Source organism: Streptomyces sp. NPDC020362 (genome assembly GCF_040642095.1).
Lineage (GTDB): Bacteria > Actinomycetota > Actinomycetes > Streptomycetales > Streptomycetaceae > Streptomyces.
Genome location: NZ_JBFAET010000130.1, coordinates 1 through 25499, shown reverse-complemented (window position 1 = coordinate 25499; position 25499 = coordinate 1). Strand labels below are relative to the sequence as shown.

Sequence of the window (25499 nt, the reverse complement as noted above, 5' to 3'; positions counted from 1 at the left end):
CCCCCCCCGCCCCCCCCCCCCCCCCCGCCCCCCCCCCCCCCCCCGGGGGGGGGCCCCCCCCCCCTGCCCCCCCTGTCGTCTTCCGGCGCGTGGGCGCGCGCGGCCCACCCCCGCCCCCTTCTCCGTGTCAGTACCAGGTGAGCACCGCGGCCCCGGCCGTCATCCCGCCGCCCACCGAGGCCAGCAGCACTCGCTCACCGCGCTCGAAGGGCCGTTCCTCCTGCGCCGCCCGTAGTGTCAGCGGGATCGACGCGGCCACGGTGTTGCCCAGCCGGGGCGCCGTGAAGACGACCTTGGCGCGGTCGATCCCCGCCCGGTCGGCGAATGTCTCGATCAGCCTGGTGTTGGCCTGGTGGAGGACGAACCTCCCGATGTCCTCCAGCCGCAGCCCGCACTCCTCCAGCACCTCGCCGGTGAGCTTGTCGAGCACCGAGAGGGCGTAATCGCGCACGGCTCGGCCGTCCATGCGGAACAGATGCTCGCCCGCGGAGCGCGCCCGGTCGTCCAGCGGCGTGCGCGTACCGCCCGCCTCGACACCCACGTAGTGGTGCAGCTCGCCGTTGGCGACGAGCCGGATGGCCTGGATGCCGTACCCGTCCGGCACCTCGCCGAGCAGCACGGCGCCCGCGCCGTCGCCGAACAGGCTCACCGTACGCCGGTCCGAGCGGTCCATGATCGTGGAGAACATGTCCGCTGCGGCAAGGATCGCGTACGAACCGTGCCGACGGGTGGCGAGCATTCCCTCGGCAACCGCCAGTCCGTACAGGAAACCACTGCACACGGCGTTCACGTCGAAGGCGGCCAGTCCCTGCAGTCCCAGTTTGTGCTGGAGTATGGCGGCCGTGGCCGGCTGGGGCACGTCCGGCGTGGACGTCGCCACGATCAGCGCGGCCAGTCGCTGCCGCTGCTGGTCGTCGAGACGGTCGAGAACTTCACGCACCGCGGGCACGGCGAGGTCGGAGGTCGTGGTGCCGGGGTCCGCGTAGCGGCGCTCCAGCACCCCGGTCCGCTCGGTCACCCAGTCCGCCGGCTTCCCGGTCCACAGGCTGATCCGGTGGTTGTCGACGACCGTCGGCGGCACGTACGAGCCGACGTCCAGGATTCCTATGGGCACACATCTTCCCTTCGCATGGGGACGTGCCGGGCGCGCGAAGCGCATATGGGATGGCACGACTTAAAGCGGGATAACACGGTCAGCCACAGGGCGGCATGAGCACGGGCGCACCGCTCCGTTGCGGCGCGCCCGGGATGCGGTTCTCTCAGACGGCGTGCTCCATGCGGGACACCAGCTCCTTGCGATGTCTCACATTCAACTTCCTGTAAACCTTGGTGAGGTGCTGCTCCACGGTGCTCATGGTCACGTGCAGTTCACCCGCGATCTGACGGTTGGTGTGCCCGCGTGCCGCCAGAGACGCCACCTTGAGCTCCGACACCGTCAGCCGGTCCGGCTCGATGTCGCCCGGGGCCCCGGGAGCCGGGGGACGATGAGCGACGAACTGCCGTTGCAACGGAACCGCACGGCATTCGTCGGCCAGTTTGAGCGCCTGCAGCGCGGCGATCTTCGCCAGATCGTTCTTGCCCGCCGTACGACATGCATCGTGCAGCTGGGCCGCCACCCGGGCCAGTTCCAGGCGGTCGCCGCCCACCCTGGACGCGTCGGCCGCCTGGCGCAGGCAGGCGATCCGTTCGCTCCGGGGGAGCAGTCCGCTGAGAACGCGCAGCACCGAGCCGCGGATCCGGTGGTCGCCGGCGCCGAGCAACGCGAGTTGTTCGTCGAGCAGTCGCCGCGCCTGGGCGGGATTCCCGATGGCGAGATACGCCTCGGCGGCGCCCACCCGCCATTCCCCGAGCGCGGGCAGGTGCACCCCCCAGCGCTGGGCGAGCCGTCCCGCCGACAGGAAGTCGCTCAGAGCCACGTGCGCCTGACCGGCCGCGAGGTAGTACTGGCCGCGCCGGCACAGGTAGCGCATGCCGTAGCGGGTGTCGAGCAGGGCCTCGGGCAGGGGCGCGCTCGCCAGCACCGCCCCCCGCGAGAGATCTCCGCTGCCGACCGCCACCGCGAGCCGGATGCCCTGCAGGACTGCCGCCATCAGGCTCCAGTGCGCGACCGGCAACCGGTCCGCAGCCTCCTGCACATACCGCTCCGCCAGCGGCAGATTGCCCTGACGCACGGCAATCTCCGCCCGCAATACGGCGAAGATGCCCTCGCATCCGCGATGCCTGCCGGCCTCCTCCAGGAGCCGGTCGCATGCCGCGGCCGCGGCATCCAGCCGTTCCGCGTGGCACAGCACGGTCACCGCGATCGCGGCCGCCCACGCCGACATCCCGTCGTCGAGCCAGACGATCCGCAGCACCTCCTCCGCCTGTGCGGCGCTGGTGTCCGGGCGCTCACCGCGCATCAGCGCGCGCAGGGCGCTCGCCGCACGCCGGGTCTGGTCCACGCCGAGCTGGGTCTCGACGGTGTCCGGGAGGTCCGGCGGCTCCGGCAGAGCGGGACAGGCGGTCGAGAGCCACAGCCGTGCGACCCACAAGGCCATCGCGGCATGGTCGTCCCGGCCCGCCACCTGGGCCGTCGCCTCCTCCAGGCCCCGGGCGGCCTCCCGCGGATTGCCCGACCAGAACCGGTGCGCGGCGACGGCCAGGATCGTGCCGCACTCCGTCTGGGGCAGCCGTTCCAGCCGGACGAGACTCCCCGCCACGGTGGCCGGCTGGGTACGCCACGCACTCCGCGCCAGCCGCAACGCGAGCCGCGTTCGATGCCCGGTGTCCGCGCTGTCCTGGTAGGCCAGTTCGAGATAGGCGCCGGCCTGCTCGGGATCCCTCGACTCATCGACCGCGCTCTCCAGGACCTGGGCCTGCCAGGGTTCCGTCGCCCGGCCGGAGGCGAGCAGATGCTCGGCCACCACGGAGATGGGCGAGCCCTCCCAGTAGAGCAAACGGGCGGCCGAGGCGTGGAGTTGGGCCCGCTCCTGGCAGGTCTCCAGTACGGCCGACCGGATGTCGGGGTGGCGGAAGCCCAGGTCGGCCAGGACGCCCATCGCCCGCAGGGCGTCCAGATTCGCCGCCACCTCCTCCTCGCCCAGGTCGAGCAGCTTGCCCACGAGCGCGGGGCTGGCGCAGTCTCCGAGCAGAGCCACGGACTCGGCCGTCCAGCGCACCTGCGGCTGGGAACGGTACAGACAGGCGAACACCGCCTGCCGGAACAGGGTGCCCGGCGCACTGCCGGCCGCCATGCGGTCCTGGGCCAACGCGCGCAGCAGGAGGGGATTGCCACCGGTGATGACGTGGAACTCAGCGCCGAGATCCGTGTCGTCCTCGCCGGACAGCATGCTGACGATCCGTCCGGCCCCGGCCGGCGAGATCGGCTTGAGGGTCAGCCGCCGGTACGAGGGCAACCGCAGCAACTCCGTGTGGAACAGCGGAGATACGGGGTTGGGCCCCTCGCAGTTGGTCAGCACGATCATCGCCCGCAGCTCGGTGAGATACCTGGCCAGATGAAGCAGCCACTGCTGCGAGGCGCTGTCCACGACGTGGACGTCGTCGATCAGGATGACCAGCGGCCGGTCTCCCAGGGCACGGACCAGCAGGGCCACGAGTTGGTGGAAGAGGCCGTTGGGAACCTGGTCCACGCGTTCGTCACCGGGACCGCCGGCCAGCGCGGCCTTCCGGCCCCTGGCCAGCAGGTGCCCGATTTCCTCCCTGTCGTCCGTGGTCAGCTCCACGCCGCGAAGCAGCTGAGTGACCGTGTCGAGCGGCTCGGGCTGGCCGCTGCGGTTCCCGTACGCCGTGAGCACGGTCACCGAGGGCGACTCCGCCGCTCTCGCCGACAACGTTTGCAGCAGCGCGGTCTTCCCGAGGCCGAGGGCTCCTCCGACGAGAGTGACGGACGAAGCACCGGCCAGGCAGTCGGACAAGCGCTGATACAGCAGGTCGAGCTCATGGTCACGCTCGACAAGTGACATGGACCTACTCCCCCGTGGATCGGTCGATCGCCGGATGAGCTTCCGGCAAGTACAGCTATGACCCGAACGGCATGCCAGCAGGAGCTGACGGCACGTCGGTGATTGTCGACACGCGCGATGAAAGAATCCACGCGTGGAGAAAGCCCCGCCTTACCTACGGAGCAATGCGCCTATGGCATATATCCGGATGGCATCTGACACATGTCCGGATTCATATCGAGATCACCTATCCGGTGATCGAGATTGAGGGCGAACCCGCCTGGTCAGTGCCGGCCAGGATCCGGTCTTGAGAATTGACCCTCAACAAGGTGACGCGTCAGCTCAGGAATGGACACAGGCCTCACCGGCTCCTCCCGTTTCGGACGCAACCTTATCAAGAGAAGCGCACATGTGAACGGGCCATGTGGCCTCAGTCGCCGGGCCCGTTGCGTCGCCGACATCCGATGTCGACCTGCGCGCGGAACCTCTCCATGGCCATGGTCCTGCCCGGGCTCGGCAGCGTGCCGGGCGGCCCCGGCGGCCGCCACGATCGCGCGGGCCCGCCCACCCATGTCCTGCGCATCGTCTCGTCGACCTGATTGCCCCGCTCTGCGGCGGACTCGAAGCAACGTGTCACGCGTCACCGCCATGTGGACACCCTCGTCCCGGACCGGCAGCCGCTGCCCGGCGCCGTGCGCAGCCGCTTGTCACCGAGGAGAGCGAGAGCATGAAAGTCCGGTCAGCTGCTTGGCGCAACCGAATTTCTTGGTTTCCCGGTACGAATTCGTCGATGAGCCTTTGCGACTTCTTGTAGTCGCTGTGAGTGTTCTCGGCGCGGTCACCGAAGAAACAGACCCCGAAGGACATGAATGCGGTCCGAAAGGTGCAGGTCGCCTGAACCACGGCGCCGTTGCTTGCGATCGCCGCATGTCCCGGGAAGGGCACGGCCCGCTCGGCGGCGTACTCGTACGGTGCTGCCACGGCCTTCCGGTTCACCGGGCCCGGTCGCGGTGCGTGATGTCGACGTGCAGCACCCGGTGGCTGTCGGCACCCAGGTGTCCCGGCACCGGGACGAAAGAGACCTGCCTCAGTCTTCGGGAAGGTTCGCCGGAACGACGGGATGGTTCCGGCACCCGAATTCCTCCGCCACCACGCGGGCCGAGTGCAGGAGGTAGTGCAGGTGGGGCTTGGTTCCGGTGTCTCGGGTGAGGGTGTCGGTCATGGAGCCGACGGGGGCACCCCCGCCCCCTGGGCCGCCGGGGTCCCGGGTACCTGGAACACGGCTGGGAAGCAGCCGGCCCCGCAGCGATGTCGCCGGTCGTGGCGCCCACTCGTGGACGACGGTGCGCGGGGTGCCGGAGGGGATCGGCAGCATGAGCCGGCGGGGCGAGCGGGATCAGGGCTGCCGCCCGACGACCTCGGGGCGGCCCGGTGCCCGCCGTCTGATCACCCCCCTCCCCTCTCTGCCGTCGTCGGCCAGTGACCGGATCAGGCCGTGGTCCGGGGACAGCCGGCAGGCGGGGTCCGTGCGGGTGGCGTCGCCCGTCAGGGCGTACGCCTGGCAGCGGCAGCCGCCGAAGTCCTCGTCGCGGCGGGAACAGCTGCGGCAGGGGTCGGGCATCCAGTCGGTGCCGCGGTAGCGGGTGAACGCCCCGGAGTGGTCCCAGATCCAGGCCAGCGGGTGGTCGCGGATGTTCGGGGGGTCCAGGTCCGGCAGGGATGCCGCGGCCGGGCAGGGCAGGACCGTGCCGTCGGGGGCGACGGTCAGCGAGACCGCTCCCCAGCCGCCCATGCACGGCTTGGCGACGCCGTCGAAGTAGTCGGGGACGACCCAGACCAGGTCGGGGCCGTTCGGTGTGAGCCTCTCCCGCCAGCGCTCGACGGCGTCCCGTGCCCGGGCGAGCTGGTCGCGGGTGGGCAGCAGCGCGGCACGGTTGAGCAGCCCCCAGCCGTAGAACTGCGTGTTGGCCAGTTCGATGCGGTCCACGCCCCAGGACAGGCCCAGCTCGACGAGGGAGTCGATGGCGTCGAGGTTCTCCCGGTGCAGGACCACGTTGAGGCCGAGGGGGAGGCCAGCGTCCCGTACGAGCGCGGCGGCCCGTTCCTTGTCGGCGAAGGAACGGCGCCCGGCGATCCGGTCCGAGGCGCGCGGGTCGGCGTGCTGGACGGACAGCTGCACGCTGCGCAGCCCGGCGGCGGCGAGCGCGGACAGCCGGGCCCCGTCCAGGCCCACGCCGCTGGTGACCAGCTGGGTGTAGATCCCGGCGGCCTCGGCCGCGGCAACGATCTCCGCCAGGTCCCGGCGCAGCAGCGGCTCGCCGCCCGAGAGATGGGTGTGGACCACGCCGAACTCGCCCGCCTGACGCATCACGTCCGACCACTGCTCGGTCGTCAGCTCGAGCGAGCGCCTGGTCAGCTCCAGCGGGTTGGAGCAGTACCCGCAGTGGAGCGGGCAGGCATGAGTGAGTTCGGCCAGCAGCGCCCAGGGGCGGCCGGGCACGGATGCGGGCGCGGACGTGGATGTGGGCGTGGGCGCAGGCGTGGACCCGGCAGCTGCGGTGGGCGGCGGGGCGGCGGGCCTCGGATCCGCTGAGGTGATCGGTTCGGGTGAGGCCATCAGGTCGGCGGCGGGGCTTGGATCGGCCGAAGCCATGGGATCGGCCGAGGCCATCAGGTCGACGGAGGTCATCGAATCGGCTGAGGTCATGGCGTCGGCAGAGGTCATCGGGTCGGCGGAGGTCATCGCAGCCAGCCCTCCTCGCGCAGTCGTTCGAGGAAGAGCGGGACGTCGGTGGCCACAGGGGCGCCGGGGAAGCGTTCGGCCAGCTCGTCGACGATGCCGCGGACGCTGCGGGTGCCGTCGCACAGGGCGAGGACGGTCTCGGCCCGGCCGGTCAGCACGACGACGCGTTCCGGCAGGACCAGCAGGTCCGCGCCGCGTACGAAGTCGTGCCGCCGCACGATGGCGGGGGCCGGCACGGGCCGCCAGTCGGCTGCGGGCGCCCCGCTCACGGCTGCTCCCGGTGGCCCGCCCGGTCCACGGCGTCGAGCAGCGACCACAGGACGTCGCACTTGAAGCGCAGCGCGGCCACGGCCCGGTCCTGGTCGTCCCGGGTGCGCGCCCAGCCCAGCACGAGGTCGAGCGCCTCACGGCTGTCGCGCCGTCCCTGGGAGACACGGGCGCGGAAATAGGCGAGGCCGTCGGCTTCGATCCACGGATAGTGGCGTTCGAAGGCGTCGATGCGGGTGCGCATCAGGTCCGGGGCGGACAGTTCGGTCAGCGACGCGGCGACGGCTTCGAGGGGCGGACGCAGCCGGCAGAAGTTGACGTATCCCTCGACCGCCAGCCGGACGCCCGGCAGCACGGTGTCCGCGCGCACCAGCGTCTCGCGGTTCAGACCCGCCGCCTCACCGAGCCGCAGCCAGCGCTCGATGCCGCCCTCCCCCTGCTGCTGCCCGTCGTGGTCCTGGATGCGCCGCAGCCACGTCCGGCGGAGCGCGGGGGTGTCCAGCTTGGCGGTGATCAGGGCGTCCTTGACGGGGATGTGGCGCTGGTAGTGGAAGCGGTTGACGATCCAGCGGCGCAGCTCCTCCTGGCTGAGATCGCCGCTGTGCATCCGCACGTTGAAGGGGTGGCGGTCGTGGTATCGCTCCTCCCCGACCGCGCGAAGTCGTGTCTCGAACTCCGCGGGGCTCCAGGGCTCCGCGAGCGGGGCGAGTGCCGTGGTCACAGCTCGATCACCATCCCGTCGTTCGCCACCTCGATGCCCAGCCGTGCGAGCCGCTTGTGCTCGGACGCCGCCGGGTCGACGAGGGGGTTGGTGTTGTTGAGGTGCGTGTAGAGGCACCGGGCGGACAGGGCGGCCAGGCGTTCGGCGGTGCCGTCCGGTCCCTCGATGGGCAGGTGGCCCATGCCGGTGGCGGTGCGCGCGGAGATGCCGGTGCGGCGGGGCTCCTCGTCGTCCCAGAAGGTGCCGTCCACGAGGACGCAGTCGGCCTCGGCGGCCGCCTGCTGGAAGCGGTCCGGCCAGGCGGCCAGGGCGGGTGCGTAGAGCGCGGTCGCGCCGGAGGAGGGGTCGTACAGGCGCAGCGCGACGACCCAGGCGTCGTCGTCCGGCGCGTCGGCGGCGTACCGCGGCCGCTTGCCGGACACCGGGATGCCGCTGACCCGCAGTCCGGACGGGCCGCCGTCCAGCGGCTCGGCGCCGCGCCGTGGCAGTGCGCGCCAGGTCACGGACGTGTACGGCGTCAGCACGTCGCCCAGGCGCAGGCGGTCCAGGAGCGCCCGGCGGACCGGGTCCGTCGCGATCACCTGGAGGGTGTCGGCCTCACGCAGCCGTGCGAGGCCCAGGGTGTGGTCGAGTTCGGCGTCGGTGAGGATCAGTCCGGCGACCGGTGTCCGGCGCGGGCCGGGGCCGGGGTGGAGCTCGGGCCGGCCGTCGATCTGGTCGCCGATGTCGGGGGTCGCGTTGACGATGTACCAGCGGCCGTCGTCGGTCCGTACGGCGAGGGAGGCGTGGCGGCGGCGCCGGTTCGGGTGGGCGCGTGCCCCGGAGCATCCGGAGCACGCGCAGTTCCACTGGGGAATGCCGCCGCCGGCGGCGGTGCCGAGTACCAGCAGCAGCATGGCAGCGGCTAGCGGGAGCTGAGGGAGTAGGCGGTGACTTCGAGCGCGGTGTCGACGACCTCGTAACCGGGCGCCTGCCAGCCGGCGTGGTCCGTCTCCTTCGAGGAGATCTGCTCGACGGGCTTGAGCTGTTCCTTGGCCTCGTTCATGGGGGGTACGTCCTTTCTCCGGGGGGTGTTTCTTCGGGGGTTTCTCCGGGGTGTTCTCTCCGGTGGGTGCTTGGTCCGGTGGGTGCTTGGTCCGGCAGGTGGTTTCCCGCTGAGGGTGTGTTCCCGCTGAGGGTGTGTTCCTGCTCAGGGTGTGTTCCTGCCGGGTGCGGGGGCTACTTGACGGTCACGCGGAGGATCTTGTCCTTGCCGTATCCGAGGTCACTGGTGCCGAGCCACAGTTCGTTCGTGCCGGGGACCTGGGCGACGGCGCGCAGTCGGCCGTACTTGCCGGCGTAGAAGGAGGTCTTCGTGCCGATGCGCTCGTTATCGATCGGCAGGCGCCACAGCCGCTGGCCGCGCAGTGCGGACATGTACAGGACGTTGTTCACGACGGCGAGCTGCGCGGGCACAGCCTGCTCCGGCGCAAAGGTGGCCTTCGGGTTGGTCATGCCCTTGACGTTGCAGGAGCCCTCACAGCCGGGCCAGCCGTAGTTGGCGCCTTTCTTGATCAGGTTGACCTCGTCCCACGTCTGTTCGCCGATCTCCGCCGACCACAGTCGGCCCTTGCGGTCCCAGACCAGCCCCTGCGGGTTGCGATGGCCGTAGCTGTAGATGTGGTTGCCGAACGGGTTGCCGGGAGCCGCGGCGCCGGTCTTGGTGATCCGGAGGATCTTTCCGTTGAGCGAGCCCTTGTCCTGCGCGAGCTTCGGCTGCAGGGCGTCGCCGGTCGCTACGTAGAGGTATCCGTCCGGGCCGAAGGCGATCTTGCCGCCGTTGTGGTCCCCGCCGCGCCTGATGCCGGTGAGGATCGGCTTGTAGTTGCTGAGCGAGGTGCCGTTGTAGTCCATCCTGACGACACGGGTCTCGTTCTGCGTGGTGTGCATGAAGAACACCCGCTTGTCCGTGGTGCCGTTCCAGGTCGGCGACGGGGCGACGCCCAGCAGCCCGCCGGCGCCCTGCTCATAGGGCTCGGGGACCGTGTACGGCACCTCGCCGACCCGCTTCTTGGTGCCGTTCCGGTCGAGGCGGTAGACCTGGTAGTCGAGACGTTCGGTCACCAGCGCGGAGCGTCCGTTCGGCATGAAGGTGATGCCCCAGGGCGTCTGCCATCCCGTGGACAACGTGGTGACACCGGCCGGTGCGCCGCCGTCGGCGGCGGTGACGGAAGCCGTGGCAGCGGCGGCACTGGACGGCACCGCGGCCGCAGGCGCCGGCTGCGCCAGGCCGGCCGCCAGCAGCGCGGCCGCAGCGGCGAGCGAGGCTATGCCGAACCGGGATGGATGCCGCAGGGAGCGGCCGGGATCTGTCATGTCGACACCCTTCGTCGTTCCTCGAGTGAGCCGTCGTGGCGGGGCGTGTTCACGCCTGCGAAAAGCAGGGGACCTCCAGGGAGCCGCTCCGCTCTGCAACTGAATCTTCACGAAGCGCAACCGACCTGCCACTCGTATGAGCCACGGAGGTGAGGGAGCCTCGAGGCGTGGGCGTGGGGACCGACGAGTAAGATCCCTCCCCTGTGCCGACAACCGGGGGGAACGCGCGCATGGAGCACCTGCTTCACGACGACCCGTCGTGGATCGGGCCGTACGCAGTGCTGGCCGCGGTCGACGAAGTTCATGAACGACCGCGAACACCCGATCGCCGTTACCTCGCCCGCAGCGCGGACGGCCGGCGCACGGTGACGGTCCGCGTCCCGCACCCCGGCACGGATCCGGCCCGCTGGACCGCCGAGGCACTGAGCGCCCGGCAGCTGCCCCTGCCCGGCTTCGCGCCCGTGACCGAGGTGGACGGGTCCGGGACTCTCCCCTGGTCCGCGAGCCCGTACGTTCCCGTGCTCCCGCTGCCGGCCGCGCTCACCGCACACGGCGGTCCCCTGCCGGAGGCCGTCGTGCGGGCCCTGGGTGCGGCCCTGGCCTCGGCGCTGGCCGCGGCGCACGCGCAGGGTGTGACCCACGCGGGCGTGTCACCGGCCGCCGTGCTGCTCGGTGCCGACGGGCCGCAACTGACCTGCTTCGGGGCGGTGCGGGCGGCGGGCCCGGACGGTTCGCAGCGTCTGGGGGCGCCGGGGCTGGACCCGGGATGTCTGGCCCCGGAACAGGCCCAGGGAGGTCGTCCACGGCCGCTCGGCGACGTCTACGCCCTGGGTGCGGTGCTGGCGTACGCGAGCACCGGGCACACCGTCCCGGAGCGGGACGAGCTTCCGGCGTCCCTGCGTGACCCGATCACGGCCTGTCTGTCCCGTGACGCGGCCCGCCGGCCCACGGCGGCCGACCTCTCGGCCACGCTCATACCCCCCGCGGGACACTCGCCCACCGGACACTCGGCTTCGGGACACTCGCCCACCGGACACTCGGCCTCGGGACACGCGGCCTCAGCACACTCGGCCTCGGGACACGCGGACTCGGCACACTCAGCCTCGGGACGCGCGGCATCGGCACACGCGGCTTCGGAGCACGCGGCCTGGCGGCCCCCAGCCTCGGGAGCCCCGGCGGCCTCGGGGCAGACGCCCGGCGCACCCGTGCCCACGGTGCTCGACGGCTCGCACCCGGCCGCCGACGCCGCCTGCCCGCCGTCGTTCCCGCTACCGCCATCGCTACCGCTCCCGGCATCGGTCGTCGCCGCCCTCGCCCGCCAGTCGGCGAGCGTCCTCGCGGCGCAACTGCCCGAGCGCGTCGCGGACGTGGGGCGATCGTGATGTTCTCTCCCCTGGCGCACGACGACCCCGAGCAGCTGGGCACCTACCGCCTCGTCGCCCGCCTCGGCAGCGGCGGGATGGGCACCGTCTACCTGGGCCGCTCGGACACCGGCCGGATCGCCGCCGTGAAGACCATGCACGCCCGCACGGCCGCCGATCCCGTCCTGCGTACCCGCTTTCGTCTGGAGACCGATGCCGCCCGGGTCATCGGCGGTCACCACGGCGCCCGGGTCTTCGACGCCGACACGGTCCGCGAAACGCCCTGGCTGGCCACGGAGTACGTCATCGGTCCGCCCCTCGACGACGCCGTCCGGCTCGGCGGACCGCTGCCGGAACCGGCGGTCCGCGCGCTCGGTTCCCTCCTGTGCGCGGCTCTGGGCCGGCTGCACGACTCGGACGTCGTCCACCGTGACCTCAAGCCGTCCAACATCATGCTGACGGCCGACGGCCCCAAGGTCATCGACTTCGGCATCGCCCGGGCGATCGGGGACGACCGCCTGACCCGGGCCGGAGCGGCCGCGGGCACGCCCGCCTTCATGTCGCCCGAGCAGGCGACGGGAGGGGAACACACCGCGGCCGGGGACGTGTTCGCGCTGGCAGGTGTGCTGGTCCACGCGGCGACGGGGCGGGGCCCGTTCGGAGTCGGGCAGGCCGCCGACCTGCTGTACCGGGTGCGGTACGCGGAACCGGACCTGACCGGGGTGCCCGCGGCCCTCGTCCCCCTCCTGCGGCCCTGCCTCGACAAGGACCCGCGGCAGCGCCCCACGACGGCTCGGCTGCGCTCCCGACTCGGCGGAGACGAAGGTGACTTCGCGAGCCTCCTGCCGCAGCCGCTGCTCACCGACATCGCCCGGCGCGCCACCGAGGTCTGGCGGGTCGAACCCCGGCGTCTTCCGCCCCCGGCCGGCCATGCCGTCGCCGACACCGTCCCCGAGGGCGAGCGTACGGGGCCTTCCCGCCGCCGGCTGCTGGCCCTCGGCGGGGGCACCGTCCTCGGCGTGGCCGCGGCCGGAGCGGGCGCCTGGGCCTGGCTCGGCGATCGCAGCGGCGGCACCCCCGCGCGCCCCGGGCCGTCCCGGTCCGCCGAACCCGCCTGGGACCTGCTCTGGCAGGTGACGGCCGACTACTCCGACCCGCTCGTTCCGCCGACGCCGCTGCTGCTCGACCGGCTCGTGGTCGTCGGGGAGTACGACGTCAAGGGCCTGGACCCCCGGACGGGCAAGGCACTGTGGCCGGACCCCTCCGTCTGGTTCGGGCGCCGCTCGGCCACCGACGGCAAGCGGATCCACACCCTCGACTACACCGCGGACGAAGCCGCTCCGCTGTCCCTGTGCCCGGTCGACCCGGCCGACGGGAAGACCGGGGATCCGCTGCTCCGGCTGAAGGACCTCAACGGCGGCCTGTACGGCACCCAGCTCCTGTGCGCCACGGGCAGCGCCGTCTACGCGGTCGGCGGCCGTGGCCCCCAGCCGTCCGGCTCGGGAGGAAACAACTCCTTCCACAAGGACCAGACCTGGCACCTGCTCGCTCTGGACCTCCGTGGCCGCCGGAAGGTGTGGGACGTCCCGCTCCCCGCACGGCCCGACCGGTCCGAGCGGCTGCACGTCCTGTCGGCCCAGGTGTCCGGCGACCGGCTCGTCCTCGTCCAGCAGTCGGCCGACGGCGCGACCGAGCTGGTCGTGCGCAGCACCCGCACCGGACAACTGCTGTGGAGCCGGCCGCTCGACAGCGAGCAGCCCGCGTTCGGCCGGGCCCACCTGGCCGTCGACGACCGGTACGTGTACCCGTCGGCGGGCCGGCTCCTCGCCCTCGACCTGAACGACGGCAAGACCGCCTGGCAGTACGACAACGGCCGGTCCGGAGCCGGGTTCAGCCCCGCGGCCGTCAAGAACGGGGTGGTGTACGCGGTGCGGGCGGGCCGCGGAATCGTCGCCGTCGACGCCCGCAGCGGCGAGCAGCGCTGGGCCGAGAAGTCGGGCGATGCCGGCTCCGCGGACCTCGACGCACCCCCGGTGATCGGGATCGCGTACGTGTACCGCAAGGCCTCGGCCGGACTGGCGGCCACCGAACTGGCCGACGGCGCCACGACCCGGCCCGTCAAGGCCGCCGCCAAAGCCCGCTACTTCGCCCACGAACCCTCCCGCCGGCTCATCGCCCTGGGCGAGCAGTACGCGGCCGGCTACCCACTCCTCTGAGACGCGGAAAGCAGCATCGGACATGAAGCCTCTGGACACCGGAGATCCGATCCGGCTCGGGCCCTACCGGCTCCTCGGCGTGCTCGGCGAAGGCGGCATGGGCAAGGTCTACTTCGGCCAGGACCGCACCGGAGGCATGGCCGCCGTGAAGGTGCTGCACCGGCATCTCGCGGACGACCCCGAACTCGTCCGGCGCTTCCTGCGCGAGGCCCGGATGGCCCAGGCGGTCAGCAGCCCGGGCGTGGCCCGTGTGCTGGACACCCAGACCGAGGGCGGCCGCCTCTGGATCGCGGCCGAATTCCTCAGCGGCCCGACCCTCGAAGAGGCCGTCGCCACCCACGGCCCCCTCGACGAGAACGCCGTGCGGGCCCTCGCCGCCTCCCTGGCGAGCGCCCTGGAGCACATCCACGCCGCGGGCCTGGTGCACCGCGACCTGAAGCCCGCCAACGTGGTGCTCACCTCGAGGGGCCCGCGCGTCATCGACTTCGGCATAGCCCGTCCCGAGCACGGCCTCACCCTCACCACCACCGGGCAGGTGCCGGTCACCCCGGGGTACGGCGCGCCGGAACAGGTCCTGGGCCACCGCGTCGGCCCGGCCGCCGACGTCTTCTCCCTCGGCGCGCTCCTGATCCACGCGGCGAGCGGACAGCGCGCATACGACGGGGCACACATCGCCGCCGTGCAGTACGAGGTCGTCCACGGCACGCCCCGCACGGACCGCGTCCCGCCTTCCCTCCAGGCCCTGATCGGCCCCTGTCTGGCCAAGGACCCGGCGCACCGGCCCAGCCCGGCCGCGATCGCCCAGGCGTTCGCCCCGCCGCGCGGCACCGAGCGCGTGTGGCGCCAGGGGCCCGTCGCCGCGGACATCCGGCGACGGGAACGCGACCTGCACGAACTGACCACCCTGCCCGGAGCCACCGTGCCGGGCGGCCTCCCCCGGCGTCGCCTGCTGACGGCCCTCGCGGTCGGCGGTCCGGTCGCGCTCGCCGGGGCGGGCGGTGCCGCCTGGTGGTTCTGGCGGAAGAACCCCAGCGGCCCCTTCGACGTCCCACCCGCCGCACCGACCCCCACGGCCCGGCTGCTGTCGGCGGCCAAGGGCGACTACGTCCTCGGGCAGGCACCCGCCCCGCTCTGGAACCGGCCGTCCGCCCGCGGCACCGACACGCCCGCCCCGCTGCCCGTACGCGACGTCCTGATCGTCGGAGACCCCAAGGGCGGCATCACGGCACACAGCGTCGTCGACGGGAAACCGCGCTGGTCCGCGCCCCAAGCAGTGGCGGTACGCCGTTTCGTCTCACTCTCCGACCGGCTGATAGCCGCCGCCGACCGCCATGGCACGTTGCTGACCTTCGTCGCGTCCACCGGCGAACCCAGGTGGACGGCGCCCGCGAACGCCTCCTGCCTCCTCGCGGCCGACGCCGAGGCGGTCTACGTCGTCACCGACGACGGCCGGCTGCGCAGCGTGGGCCGCTCCGACGCGAGGATCCGCTGGACCGCGAAGCCCGGTGCCGGCCTCGGTGCGACGGGCACGGCACGGGGCGTCGTGTCCCGGGGCGTCCTGGCCGTCGCCACGGACGCGGGGGACGTCCTCGCCGTCGACACGCGCACCGGCCGCACGGTGTGGGTTCTGCGCGATCAGGCCGACGACAGGCCGAGGCTCGCCGTATCGGGCGGGACCCTGTTCGTGAGCGGCAGCCCGTACTTCACGGCCCGTGACATCACCCACGGCAAGCAACTGTGGCGCCCGGACCTGCGACGCCGCGACGGCACGAAGGTCTTCTGGGGCCCTTCCGTGATCCACGGACCGTATGTCTTCGCGGCCGCGCTCGGATCGCCGCTCCGCTTCGACATCAAGGGCGGGAAACAGAGCGGCTGGCTCTACGACCTCCAGCTCGCGCGCGACCCGTTCGGGCCGCTGGTGGTCCAGGGCAACGGCTTCTGGTCCGTCGCCGTCAATGCGAAGGAGGGCGAGATCAACGTCCTCAACGTGGCCGACGGTCCGCTCCCCGGCATCGAAAGCGATCCCGACTCCAACCTGAGCAAGACCACCTGGAACTTCCGCATCATCAAGAACCCGAGGGACTACTGGATGACGGCCGACGGCAACCGGGTCTTCCTCGTGGACGGAAACTCCCTCACGGCACTACCGACCTTCTGACCCACCGACACCGAACACGCCCCCACTCGCATCAGCGGGCCGCCCCCCGACCACACCCCAGAGTTTCCATGGTCGCCGAAAAATAGACCCGCATAAACTTTTCGATGTCCTTGCGGTGAGCACGATCAACCGAGTTGAAGTTTTTCAACAGGAGCGTGAGGGTGAAATAGGAACCGATATCGGTTCTGCACTCCGCAGTGGAAATTGCGCCGTCGTTCCCGATGGCCGTCTCATAGTCGGTGTCGAGGCGAGCGGGCTCCTTGATGCTGGAAACCGAGTTGACGGACTGCGCGATCTCGTATGGGTCGATCGCGTCAGGGTGCCAAGCGAACCGCATGGCGAGGACGTTCTTGCCGTCCACGAAGACTTGGCACCAGGACGACGGCTGTGGCTTGCGGCGATGGACCTGGTTCCGCTCGGTGACCTTACCGCCCGGTTGCAGTAGCGGCTCGGAGAGAATCGGACTGACCTTGGTACCGCACAGGGATGTTGGCGGCTTCGCATCACCGTTTCGATTTGCGTACCAAACACCAGTCCCGACCACCAAGGCCAGTGCCACTACAGGCAAACCAATCCAGAGAGGACGCATCATTTGCTGGCCTCACCCGACATACCCCGGCCGTGGGCAATTCCAGCTTCCGCAGACTTTTCCACAAGATCCTGTCGAACATAAGACGCTTCACTGCCGGAGCCATGCACTCGATTCCATTCTTGAGCGAGTGCAGTCAGTTGCCCATTCCTGCTCTGATAGCTCGCGACATTTTCGCGGCTCTGCCGATCATCCAACCTCCGCTGTTCGTCCTGCAACCACTTGTCCGTGACGTAATCAAACCCTTCCTGGACATCATCACTGACTGCCGGAATAAAACTGATGGCCTTGTCGAAGAGTGGCTTCATCTTGAAATCTGCGGTCTTAGGGTCTCCCTGGGCCTGAATCCGCGCCTCCTCCAGGAAGCCGACGGTCCGTCCGGCGCGGATGAGGGACTCCGTCGACTTCGATCGGTCCTCGTGAACCTGCGAGACCATCGCCTGGTTCAACCCCCCGTTCAACGTGCCGTAAGCATCCTTGTCCTTCGACACCTGCTTGACGACCTCGAAGAGTTGGTCCTGTTTCAGAGGGGAACGCACGATGTCGACCTCGCTCATGGAGGCATGCACAGTCCCCCCGTGGTTGACGAGGATGTTGGCCACCGGCTGTCGCAGTGACGGTGGGAACTTGTCGCCCTTGTCGGCCAGATGGCTCAGTGCCGACTTGAAGACCGCGTCGTTCTGCTTGGTGTGGGCCACATAGTGTGCGTGCTTGTCCGACGGGTCGATCCCCGTCGTCGCCGCCTGCAGAGCCTTACCGAAGCCCGCGCGGTCGTCCGCGTCCAGGCCGGCCGTGTACGTGCCGGCCTTGGGGCCCTCGTGTTCGTGGACGACGACGTTCCAGTCCCGTTCCTTCATGAGGTACTTCATGCGGGCCTCGGAACCGAGATAGTCCGCCGCGGCGTGCGGGTCGCGGCTCATGATGCCCAGCGCGCCGTCCACGGGGTCGTTGGCGAACCATCCTCCGTGCTTTCCGCTGTACTCGGTCTTGAGCTGCCAGATCCCCGGCTCCCGCTTCTCCGCCGCGATCATGTCGTCCGTCAGATCGGCAAGCATCTGCGGCGCATACCCGTGCCCCCGCTCCATCAGCGTCACCAGCGACTGATATCCCACAGCCTTGTCCAGGCGCTCACCCTGCACATCCGTCGCATAGTGCCCGGGACCCGCATGCCGCATCCCGGCGCGCCACCGCTGGTACCAGGCCGAGTCCGTATCCCGTGTCGCCGTCGCGAGTGTGTCCGCCAGGCCCGTCTGGATCGTCGCGTACGCGTGCGCCGCCGGCCCGCCCCGCGCATGGATCAGGTCGTTCAGCTCGTTCGTCAGGCCGATCGTGCCCGCCGCGCCCAGGTCGTCCAGCAAGGTGCGGGAGAACGCCTCGCCGTCGGAGTTGTCGCGGAACACCCGTTCCAGTTCCGCCAGTTCACGCCGGGACGGGTGGCCGCCGCGGCGCAGCTTCTCCAGCGTCCCCTCCGCCTCCAGCGCCTCGTACTTCTCGACGTCCCCGATCGCCGCGCCGTTGAAGCCCCGGCCCCCGACCAGCGGATCCGAGTCCACGACGGCCGCCTTCAGCGCGACCCGGACGCCGGTGTCCGCGTCCGTGACATCCCGTACGGCCCTGTCGATCCGGTCCTGCCAGGCCCGGACCGCGGACTCGTCGCGCGGCCGGTCGCGCATCCCGTCGGCGTGGTCGGGGTGCACGCTCACCAGGCCGCGGCCCGAGACCCGCATGCCGGCCGCCACCGCCTCCCGGTGCGCCGCCGTCAACCGGCCCTTCAATTCCACGAATTGCGCGTGCGCGTCCCGCAGCAAGGAGGCGATCGCCTTCGCCTCCGTCTGCGCGTACTGGAATTCCTTGAGCGTGACGTCGAAGCGCCCGTGGGCGGCCTCCCTGCTCATGCCCCTCCAGGCGGGCCCGAGGGTGATGCCGTACACATCGCGGCGGTAGGCCCTCTCCTGCTTCGCGAACTCGCCCGCCATGCCCTCCCAGCGCTCGGCCGCGGTCGTGAGTGCGGAGAGGTCGGTGATCATGATTTCGTGGTACGTCGGCATCCCGGTCGCCCCCGCTCAGTACAGGTCCAGCGCCGACAGCTGCCGCAGCTGCGAGCCGACGGCCAGGTCCGTGCTCGTCAGCACCGTGTTCGCGCTGCCCAGGTAGTCCTTCTCCGCGCCCAGCCGGTCCATCAGGTTCTTGACCTGGTCGCCCCAGGTCTCGTGGGCCCTCCGCAGTGCGGCCGAGGTCTGCCAGCCGTCCCCGTCCCGCGCGCCGAACGCCTTCACCGCCGCCTCGGTCTCGCCGTCCGCCCATGCCCCGGCCCCGCGGGTGCCCGACTCGATGTGGTCCCCCACCGCCTTCGCCGCCGCCCGCTTCTGAGCAGGTGAGGACGCAAACCCTCGCGCCCCCGCACCGCCGACCAGACCTCCCACAGCCCGCCCCTCCCCAGTACTACCGCCGTCGGATCCGCCCTCCACAGCTTCAACCGGTGGGTGCCGATCTTCGTCACGGTGTGTTCCGGGGCATCGCGTTGACGTCGTCCGGCGCGGTCCGGGTCGTCACGGGGGGGGCAACGAGCCGCGGGAACGCGAAGAGGCCCGTACGACCGAAGTCGTACGGGCCTCTCCGACAGCTACCAGGTCAGAGACCCGGGCCTGGTCAGTTCAAGATCACTTGCTGATCTTGGTGACCTGGCCGGCGCCCACGGTCCGGCCACCCTCACGGATGGCGAACTTCAGGCCCTCTTCCATGGCGACGGGCTGGATGAGCTCCACCTTCATCTCGGTGTTGTCACCCGGCATGACCATCTCGGTGCCCTCGGGGAGGGTCACGACGCCGGTCACGTCCGTCGTACGGAAGTAGAACTGCGGACGGTAGTTGTTGAAGAACGGCGTGTGGCGGCCACCCTCGTCCTTGGAGAGGATGTAGGCCTGCGCCTCGAACTCGGTGTGCGGGGTGACCGAGCCCGGCTTGATGATGACCTGGCCGCGCTCGACGTCCTCGCGCTTGATGCCACGGAGGAGCAGACCGACGTTCTCACCGGCCTGGCCCTCGTCGAGCAGCTTGCGGAACATCTCGATGCCGGTGACCGTGGTGGTGGTCTTCTCCTGCTTGATGCCCACGATGTCGACGGTCTCGTTGACCTTCAGGACACCACGCTCGATACGGCCGGTGACGACCGTACCGCGACCGGTGATCGTGAAGACGTCCTCGATCGGCATCAGGAACGGCTTGTCGACGTCACGCTCGGGCTGCGGGATGGACTCGTCGACGGCCTTCATCAGCTCGAGGACGGTCTGGGTCCACTCCGGGTCACCCTCGAGCGCCTTCAGCGCGGAGACCTTGACGACCGGCAGGTCGTCGCCCGGGAACTCGTACTCGGAGAGGAGCTCACGGACCTCGAGCTCGACGAGCTCCAGGATCTCCTCGTCGTCCACCATGTCGGCCTTGTTCAGGGCGACGACGATGTACGGAACGCCGACCTGGCGGGCCAGGAGCACGTGCTCCTTGGTCTGCGGCATCGGGCCGTCGGTGGCGGCGACCACCAGGATCGCGCCGTCCATCTGCGCGGCACCGGTGATCATGTTCTTGATGTAGTCCGCGTGACCCGGGCAGTCGACGTGGGCGTAGTGACGCGCCTCGGTCTGGTACTCGACGTGCGCGATGGAGATGGTGATACCGCGCTGACGCTCTTCGGGCGCCTTGTCGATGTTGTCGAACGCGGTGGCCTCGTTCAGGTCCGGGTACGCGTCGTGCAGCACCTTGGTAATGGCGGCCGTGAGGGTCGTCTTACCGTGGTCGATGTGACCGATGGTGCCGATGTTGACGTGCGGCTTAGTCCGCTCGAACTTCGCCTTCGCCACTGGGGTCCTCCTGTGGAGTGGTTCTGTACGCCTTACTTCATCGGCGCCAGGTGATCTTTGCTGGAAAGCCCGGAACCCGGGGCAAACATCCAGGAATGTGGGTGTTTGCCCCTTGAGGCTCCGGAGTCAAGCCTAAAGCGTGCGAACGCGGTGCGTTACTCGCCCTTGGCCTTCGCGATGATCTCCTCGGCGACGTTCCGCGGAACCTCGGCGTAGGAGTCGAACTGCATCGAGTAGCTCGCGCGACCCGACGTCTTGCTACGGAGGTCGCCGACGTAGCCGAACATCTCCGACAGGGGCACGAGGCCCTTGACGACGCGGGCACCGGCCCGCTCCTCCATGGCCTGGATCTGGCCACGGCGGGAGTTGATGTCGCCGATGACCTCACCCATGTAGTCCTCGGGCGTGGTGACCTCGACGGCCATCATCGGCTCGAGCAGCACGGGGCTGGCCTTGCGCGCGGCCTCCTTGAAGGCCTGCGAACCGGCGATCTTGAAGGCGAGCTCGGAGGAGTCGACCTCGTGGTAGCCACCGTCGATCAGCGTGACGCGCACGCCGGTCATCTCGTAGCCCGCGAGGATGCCGAACTGCATGGCCTCCTGAGCACCGGCGTCCACCGAAGGGATGTACTCCTTCGGGATACGGCCACCGGTCACCTTGTTCACGAACTCGTACGAGGCGTCGCCGCCCTCGATGGGCTCGATCGCGATCTGCACCTTGGCGAACTGACCGGTACCACCGGTCTGCTTCTTGTGGGTGTAGTCCACGCGCTCGACGGCCTTGCGGATCGTCTCGCGGTACGCGACCTGCGGCTTGCCGACGTTGGCCTCGACCTTGAACTCACGGCGCATACGGTCGACCAGCACCTCGAGGTGCAGCTCACCCATACCACCGATGATGGTCTGGCCGGTCTCCTCGTCCGAGTGGACCTGGAAGGACGGGTCCTCCTCGGCCAGGCGCTGGATCGCGACGCCCAGCTTCTCCTGGTCGCCCTTCGACTTGGGCTCGATGGCGACCTGGATGACCGGCGCCGGGAAGTCCATGGACTCCAGGATCACCGGCTGCTTGTCGTCGCACAGCGTCTCACCGGTCGTGGTCTGCTTCAGACCCATGACGGCGATGATGTCGCCGGCGCCCACCGAGTCGATCTCCTCACGCTTGTTCGCGTGCATGCGGTAGATCTTGCCGATGCGCTCCTTCTTGCCCTTGACGGAGTTCAGCACCGCGGTGCCGGACTCCAGGCGGCCCGAGTAGACCCGGACGAAGGTGAGCTTGCCGAGGTGCGGGTCGCTCATGATCTTGAACGCCAGAGCCGACAGCGGCTCCTCGTCGGACGGCTTGCGCTTGACGACCGTCTCCGGGTCCTTGACGTCGTGGCCCTCGATGGCTTCGACGTCCAGGGGGGAGGGGAGGTAGCGCACGACCGCGTCGAGCAGGGGCTGGACGCCCTTGTTCTTGAACGCGGTGCCGCAGAACACCGGGGTGACCGTGGTGTCCTTGGACTTGCCGGACGCGATGGTGATGCGACGGATCGCGGCGTACAGCTGCTCCACGGAAGGCTCGGTGCCCTCCAGGTACAGCTCCATGATCTCTTCGTCGTTCTCGGCCACGGCCTCGAGCAGCTTGCCGCGGTACTCCTCGGCAGCCTCGGCGTGCGTGTCCGGGATGTCGACGACGTCGTACATCTCGCCCTTGGTGGCTTCGGCGGACCAGACGAACGCCTTCATCGTCACCAGGTCGACGACGCCCTTGAAGTCGGCCTCGGCACCGATCGGGAGCTGCATCACGATCGGCTGAGCGCCCAGGCGGTCAGAGATCATGTCGACGCAGCGGTGGAACTCGGCACCGGTCCGGTCGAGCTTGTTGACGAAGCAGATACGCGGAACGCCGTAACGGTCCGCCTGACGCCACACCGTCTCGGACTGGGGCTCAACGCCGGCGACGCCGTCGAACACCGTCACGGCACCGTCGAGCACACGCAGGGAGCGCTCCACCTCGACGGTGAAGTCGACGTGGCCCGGCGTGTCGATGATGTTGATGGTGTGGTCGACGTCTTCCAGCGGCCAGTGGCAGGTGGTGGCAGCAGAGGTGATCGTGATGCCACGCTCCTGCTCCTGCTCCATCCAGTCCATGGTGGCAGCGCCGTCGTGGACCTCACCGATCTTGTACGAAACGCCGGTGTAGAACAGGATCCGCTCGGTGGTGGTCGTCTTGCCCGCGTCGATGTGGGCCATGATGCCGATGTTGCGCACCTTGGCCAGGTCAAGCGAAGTGGTAGCCATAAGGCTTCAGTCTTCTCTCGGTCTCGATGTGGACTGCGACTACCAGCGGTAGTGCGCGAAGGCCTTGTTGGACTCGGCCATCTTGTGCGTGTCCTCGCGCTTCTTGACGGCCGCACCGAGGCCGTTCGAAGCGTCGAGAAGCTCGTTGAGCAGACGCTCGGTCATGGTCTTCTCGCGACGGGCGCGGGAGTACCCGACGAGCCAGCGCAGCGCGAGCGTGTTGGCGCGACCGGGCTTGACCTCGATCGGAACCTGGTACGTCGCACCACCGACACGGCGGGACTTGACCTCGAGGGTCGGCTTGATGTTCTCGAGAGCACGCTTGAGCGTGATGACCGGGTCGTTGCCGGTCTTCTCGCGCAGGCCCTCCATGGCGCCGTAGACGATGCGCTCGGCGGTGGAGCGCTTGCCGTTCAGCAGCACCTTGTTGATCAGGGAGGTCACCAGAGGAGAACCGTAGACCGGGTCGATGATGACCGGGCGCTTCGGGGCGGGGCCCTTACGAGGCATTCTTACTTCTCCTTCTTGGCGCCGTAGCGGCTGCGGGCCTGCTTGCGGTTCTTGACACCCTGGGTGTCGAGCGAACCACGGATGATCTTGTAGCGAACACCCGGCAGGTCCTTCACACGGCCGCCGCGCACGAGCACGATGGAGTGCTCCTGCAGGTTGTGTCCCTCACCCGGAATGTAAGCGGTGACCTCGATCCCGCTGGTCAGACGCACACGCGCGACCTTACGCAGGGCCGAGTTCGGCTTCTTCGGGGTGGTCGTGAACACACGCGTGCAGACGCCACGACGCTGAGGGGAACCCTCGAGTGCGGGCGTCTTGTTCTTCTCGACCTTGTCCTGCCGGCCCTTGCGGACCAGCTGCTGGATCGTAGGCACTACTTCTCCGGTTTCTGTGTGCCGATAGGTACAGCTAACCTGGAACTTCGCCGACCCACGCGGTCGGGTGTGTCGAATCCGGCGAACCTTTGCCGCGAGGCGAAAAGGGCGCAGATTACGGTGGCCGGTGACGGCTCGCAGTGCGGTGTGAAGGCACGCACCAGAGCCAGGGCACACCCCAGGCACAAGGTCTGAGCGTACCTACCTCACGGACTTCGGTCAAAACAAATGGAGCGGGCCCCGACACGCCGGACTTCTCACCTCGCCACCTGCGCCGACGCCCACCCGCCCCGGACCGCCCGGCCGTCGGCGCCACGCCGTGCCCCGGCGTCACCGCCCTGCTCCGGAGGGTTTCCGGATCAGACGTTGATCGTTTCGCGTCTTTGGCCGAATTGTGCTCTTTCGTGGCCGTGCGATGTGCGCTTTCAGTACGTTGATCCGTCCGTCGAGGCACGGACGGACGAATCGGGGGGCGACCATGACGAGGGCGGCGGTGCACTCACCTGACGACGGAGGCCTGGACGACCGGGTGCCCTTCCTGGCACGGCTGGAGGGGGAGGACCGCTCGGCGCTGCTGGCGTTCGGCCATGAGCTGGCCTTCTCACCCCGCATGGTGCTCATCCACCAGCACGAGCCCTCCTCGCACGTCCTGTTCCTGGTGCACGGCTGGACCAAGGTCACGGCCTCCGCGGCCAACGGCTACGAGGCCCTGCTCGCCCTGCGCGGCCCCGGCGACATCGTCGGCGAGTCGGCGGCGCTCACGGGGCGCCCGCGGTCGGCGACGGTGACCGCCCTGGAGCCGGTGCGTGCGGTCGCCGTGGAGCACGAGCGGTTCCGGGCCTTCCTCGGCCGCTCCCCCGCCGTGTCCTTCGCCCTCCTCGGCCTGACCGCGGACCGCACGCGCGCGGCCGACCGGCGCCGGCTGGAATTCGCGTCGATGAACGTGCGGGAGCGTTTCGCCGTGCTGCTCCTGGACCTGGCCCGCACCCACGGCCGCCGCACGGCGGCGGGCATCGAGCTGGCCGTGCCGCTGAGCAAGCAGGAGCTGGCGGGATCGGTGGGCGCGTCACGGGAGATGGTGCAGCGGCTGCTCAAGGAGCTCCGGGACAAGGAAGCGGTCGTCACCGGGCGCCGCACGTTGCTGATCCGGCGGCCGGACATCCTGCGCCGCATCGCCGGGACGGGCCCGGCCCCGGGAATCCCGTCACCGCCGGGACCGCGCGAGGCATGAGCAGGCCCTGAGCAGGGCCCGCAAGGCCTGAACAGGGCCCGAGCAGGAACCCGGAGCCCTGGCCCGAGCACGGCCCCGTGCAGGGGCATGAGCAGGCCCTGAGCGGGCCCCGAGCAGGGCCCCCGCCCCCGTATCCCCCGCCCCATGAGCCCTTCTGTGCACACGGTCACACTCCGAGTGCGTCATCCGCCCTCACCGCTCCCCTCCCGCGAGCGCCACGCTGCTGCCCGGCACCGCACAACCCCGCGAGAGGCGACCATGACCCACCCCGTGAGCCGCACGATCCTGCTGCTGGACATCGAGAGGTTCAGCGACCGGGACGACGTCGAGCAGGCGTATCTGCGGCGCATGCTCTACGACATCACCGACCGCACCCTGGAGAGTGCCGGCATCGACGAGACGGTGCGGCTGCGGGCCGACCGCGGGGACTCGGTGATGGAGCTGATCGATGCGGGCGCGCCCGTGACCCAGCTGCTGCGGGCCCTGCTCACCGAGGTGCCGGTGCAACTGCGCGCGGTCAACCGGATGGCGTCCAGTTCCGCGCAGATCCGGCTGCGCGGGGTCGTCGCCTCGGGCTGGGTCGCCGTCGACGAGCGCGGCGGCTGGGTCGGCTCCGACCTGAACCACGCCTGCCGGCTGCTGGACGCCCGGCTCCTGCGCGCCGCCCTGAAGGAACGCTCCGACGACTTCGCGCTGTGCGTCTCGGACGCCCTGTACAGCGGGGTCGTACGGCACGACCACCCCGGCGTACCGGCCGACGAGTTCCACGCCGTGACGGTGGACAGCAAGAACGGCCCACTGCGTGCCTGGCTGCACGGCCCGGTGCCGGCCTGCGCGGCGGGCGAGGACCACGGTGACACGGGGGCGGGGGAGGCGTCGGGCGGTTCGGGGGACCGC

At 70.2% G+C, this 25499-nt stretch carries 20 protein-coding genes; 5 read left to right on the top strand and 15 right to left on the bottom strand.

Translation table 11 applies throughout. The features are described from left to right. Positions 1–127 precede the first annotated feature (127 nt). From AB0H32_RS33105 to AB0H32_RS33070, 8 genes are all read right to left on the bottom strand, one after another. Positions 128–1114 carry a ketoacyl-ACP synthase III gene (locus AB0H32_RS33105; protein WP_361128319.1) on the bottom strand — a complete coding sequence of 329 codons (987 nt, stop codon included), beginning with the start codon at positions 1112–1114 and terminating at the stop codon, positions 128–130. Between the two features lie 145 nt (positions 1115–1259). After that, positions 1260–3962 (bottom strand): AAA family ATPase, encoded by a 2703-nt coding sequence (locus AB0H32_RS33100; RefSeq protein ID WP_361128316.1) that lies wholly within the window; start codon positions 3960–3962, stop codon positions 1260–1262. A gap of 1375 nt (positions 3963–5337) precedes the next feature. After that, positions 5338–6684, bottom strand: coding sequence for a pyrroloquinoline quinone biosynthesis protein PqqE (gene pqqE / locus AB0H32_RS33095; protein WP_361128313.1), 1347 nt, complete (start codon positions 6682–6684; stop codon positions 5338–5340). After that, positions 6681–6953: a pyrroloquinoline quinone biosynthesis peptide chaperone PqqD gene (pqqD, locus tag AB0H32_RS33090; protein ID WP_361128310.1), complete on the bottom strand. Its 273-nt coding sequence runs from the start codon at positions 6951–6953 to the stop codon at positions 6681–6683. Before pqqD ends, pqqE begins: the two co-directional genes overlap by 4 nt. Continuing rightward, on the bottom strand, positions 6950–7672 hold the full coding sequence (gene pqqC / locus AB0H32_RS33085; protein ID WP_361128307.1) for a pyrroloquinoline-quinone synthase PqqC: 723 nt from the start codon (positions 7670–7672) through the stop codon (positions 6950–6952). The genes pqqD and pqqC overlap by 4 nt, the downstream gene beginning before the upstream one ends. Further along, the gene (pqqB, locus tag AB0H32_RS33080) at positions 7669–8568 is read right to left on the bottom strand and encodes a pyrroloquinoline quinone biosynthesis protein PqqB (protein ID WP_361128304.1); all 900 of its coding nucleotides are present in this window, start codon (positions 8566–8568) and stop codon (positions 7669–7671) included. Before pqqB ends, pqqC begins: the two co-directional genes overlap by 4 nt. A gap of 8 nt (positions 8569–8576) precedes the next feature. Then, positions 8577–8717: a pyrroloquinoline quinone precursor peptide PqqA gene (pqqA, locus tag AB0H32_RS33075; protein ID WP_361128301.1), complete on the bottom strand. Its 141-nt coding sequence runs from the start codon at positions 8715–8717 to the stop codon at positions 8577–8579. 173 nt (positions 8718–8890) lie between these two features. Then, positions 8891–10027: a PQQ-dependent sugar dehydrogenase gene (locus AB0H32_RS33070; RefSeq protein ID WP_361128298.1), complete on the bottom strand. Its 1137-nt coding sequence runs from the start codon at positions 10025–10027 to the stop codon at positions 8891–8893. 230 nt (positions 10028–10257) lie between these two features. Between AB0H32_RS33070 and AB0H32_RS33065 the strand changes: the two genes are divergently transcribed. The 3 genes from AB0H32_RS33065 to AB0H32_RS33055 are packed head-to-tail and all read left to right on the top strand — an operon-like array spanning position 10258 to position 15762. Then, on the top strand, positions 10258–11409 hold the full coding sequence (locus AB0H32_RS33065) for a serine/threonine protein kinase (RefSeq protein ID WP_361128295.1): 1152 nt from the start codon (positions 10258–10260) through the stop codon (positions 11407–11409). Then, positions 11409–13604 (top strand): protein kinase, encoded by a 2196-nt coding sequence (locus AB0H32_RS33060; RefSeq protein WP_361128322.1) that lies wholly within the window; start codon positions 11409–11411, stop codon positions 13602–13604. Before AB0H32_RS33065 ends, AB0H32_RS33060 begins: the two co-directional genes overlap by 1 nt. Before the next feature lie 22 nt (positions 13605–13626). Next, complete coding sequence (locus AB0H32_RS33055; RefSeq protein WP_361128293.1) at positions 13627–15762, top strand: protein kinase; 2136 nt, start codon at positions 13627–13629, stop codon at positions 15760–15762. A 31-nt stretch (positions 15763–15793) separates the two neighbouring features. Here AB0H32_RS33055 and AB0H32_RS33050 read toward each other — a convergent pair whose 3' ends face one another. The 7 genes from AB0H32_RS33050 to rpsL form a co-directional block, all read right to left on the bottom strand. Then, positions 15794–16354, bottom strand: a complete 561-nt coding sequence (locus tag AB0H32_RS33050; RefSeq protein ID WP_361128290.1) for a hypothetical protein — start codon at positions 16352–16354, stop codon at positions 15794–15796. Then, positions 16351–18378 (bottom strand): hypothetical protein, encoded by a 2028-nt coding sequence (locus AB0H32_RS33045; RefSeq protein WP_361128288.1) that lies wholly within the window; start codon positions 18376–18378, stop codon positions 16351–16353. The genes AB0H32_RS33050 and AB0H32_RS33045 overlap by 4 nt, the downstream gene beginning before the upstream one ends. Before the next feature lie 36 nt (positions 18379–18414). Then, a complete protein-coding gene (locus AB0H32_RS33040; protein WP_361128285.1) occupies positions 18415–18774 on the bottom strand; it encodes a hypothetical protein in 360 nt (119 codons plus the stop codon). A gap of 237 nt (positions 18775–19011) precedes the next feature. Then, positions 19012–20205, bottom strand: coding sequence for an elongation factor Tu (gene tuf, locus AB0H32_RS33035; RefSeq protein WP_361128283.1), 1194 nt, complete (start codon positions 20203–20205; stop codon positions 19012–19014). A 155-nt stretch (positions 20206–20360) separates the two neighbouring features. Beyond that, a complete protein-coding gene (gene fusA / locus AB0H32_RS33030; protein ID WP_361128280.1) occupies positions 20361–22487 on the bottom strand; it encodes an elongation factor G in 2127 nt (708 codons plus the stop codon). A 39-nt stretch (positions 22488–22526) separates the two neighbouring features. Next, positions 22527–22997 carry a 30S ribosomal protein S7 gene (gene rpsG, locus AB0H32_RS33025; protein WP_003974303.1) on the bottom strand — a complete coding sequence of 157 codons (471 nt, stop codon included), beginning with the start codon at positions 22995–22997 and terminating at the stop codon, positions 22527–22529. A 2-nt stretch (positions 22998–22999) separates the two neighbouring features. Next, positions 23000–23371 carry a 30S ribosomal protein S12 gene (gene rpsL / locus AB0H32_RS33020; protein ID WP_003948652.1) on the bottom strand — a complete coding sequence of 124 codons (372 nt, stop codon included), beginning with the start codon at positions 23369–23371 and terminating at the stop codon, positions 23000–23002. A gap of 478 nt (positions 23372–23849) precedes the next feature. On the opposite strand from rpsL, the gene AB0H32_RS33015 reads away from it, so the two are divergent. Both AB0H32_RS33015 and AB0H32_RS33010 read left to right on the top strand, forming a co-directional pair. After that, positions 23850–24602 (top strand): Crp/Fnr family transcriptional regulator, encoded by a 753-nt coding sequence (locus AB0H32_RS33015; protein WP_361128278.1) that lies wholly within the window; start codon positions 23850–23852, stop codon positions 24600–24602. 258 nt (positions 24603–24860) lie between these two features. After that, positions 24861–25499 (top strand): hypothetical protein (locus tag AB0H32_RS33010; RefSeq protein ID WP_361128276.1); only part of this gene is annotated, 639 nt, incomplete at its 3' end.

Excerpts from the sequence above, each read along its gene's own strand:
- AB0H32_RS33100 (WP_361128316.1), bottom strand. The coding sequence starts at position 3,962 with ATGTCACTTGTCGAGCGTGACCATGAGCTCGACCTGCTGTATCAGCGC.
- pqqE (WP_361128313.1), bottom strand. The coding sequence starts at position 6,684 with ATGACCTCCGCCGACCCGATGACCTCTGCCGACGCCATGACCTCAGCC.
- pqqB (WP_361128304.1), bottom strand. The coding sequence starts at position 8,568 with ATGCTGCTGCTGGTACTCGGCACCGCCGCCGGCGGCGGCATTCCCCAG.
- pqqA (WP_361128301.1), bottom strand. The coding sequence starts at position 8,717 with ATGAACGAGGCCAAGGAACAGCTCAAGCCCGTCGAGCAGATCTCCTCG.
- AB0H32_RS33070 (WP_361128298.1), bottom strand. The coding sequence starts at position 10,027 with ATGACAGATCCCGGCCGCTCCCTGCGGCATCCATCCCGGTTCGGCATA.
- AB0H32_RS33065 (WP_361128295.1), top strand. The coding sequence starts at position 10,258 with ATGGAGCACCTGCTTCACGACGACCCGTCGTGGATCGGGCCGTACGCA.
- AB0H32_RS33060 (WP_361128322.1), top strand. The coding sequence starts at position 11,409 with ATGTTCTCTCCCCTGGCGCACGACGACCCCGAGCAGCTGGGCACCTAC.
- AB0H32_RS33055 (WP_361128293.1), top strand. The coding sequence starts at position 13,627 with ATGAAGCCTCTGGACACCGGAGATCCGATCCGGCTCGGGCCCTACCGG.
- AB0H32_RS33050 (WP_361128290.1), bottom strand. The coding sequence starts at position 16,354 with ATGATGCGTCCTCTCTGGATTGGTTTGCCTGTAGTGGCACTGGCCTTG.
- AB0H32_RS33045 (WP_361128288.1), bottom strand. The coding sequence starts at position 18,378 with ATGATCACCGACCTCTCCGCACTCACGACCGCGGCCGAGCGCTGGGAG.
- fusA (WP_361128280.1), bottom strand. The coding sequence starts at position 22,487 with ATGGCTACCACTTCGCTTGACCTGGCCAAGGTGCGCAACATCGGCATC.
- rpsG (WP_003974303.1), bottom strand. The coding sequence starts at position 22,997 with ATGCCTCGTAAGGGCCCCGCCCCGAAGCGCCCGGTCATCATCGACCCG.
- AB0H32_RS33015 (WP_361128278.1), top strand. The coding sequence starts at position 23,850 with ATGACGAGGGCGGCGGTGCACTCACCTGACGACGGAGGCCTGGACGAC.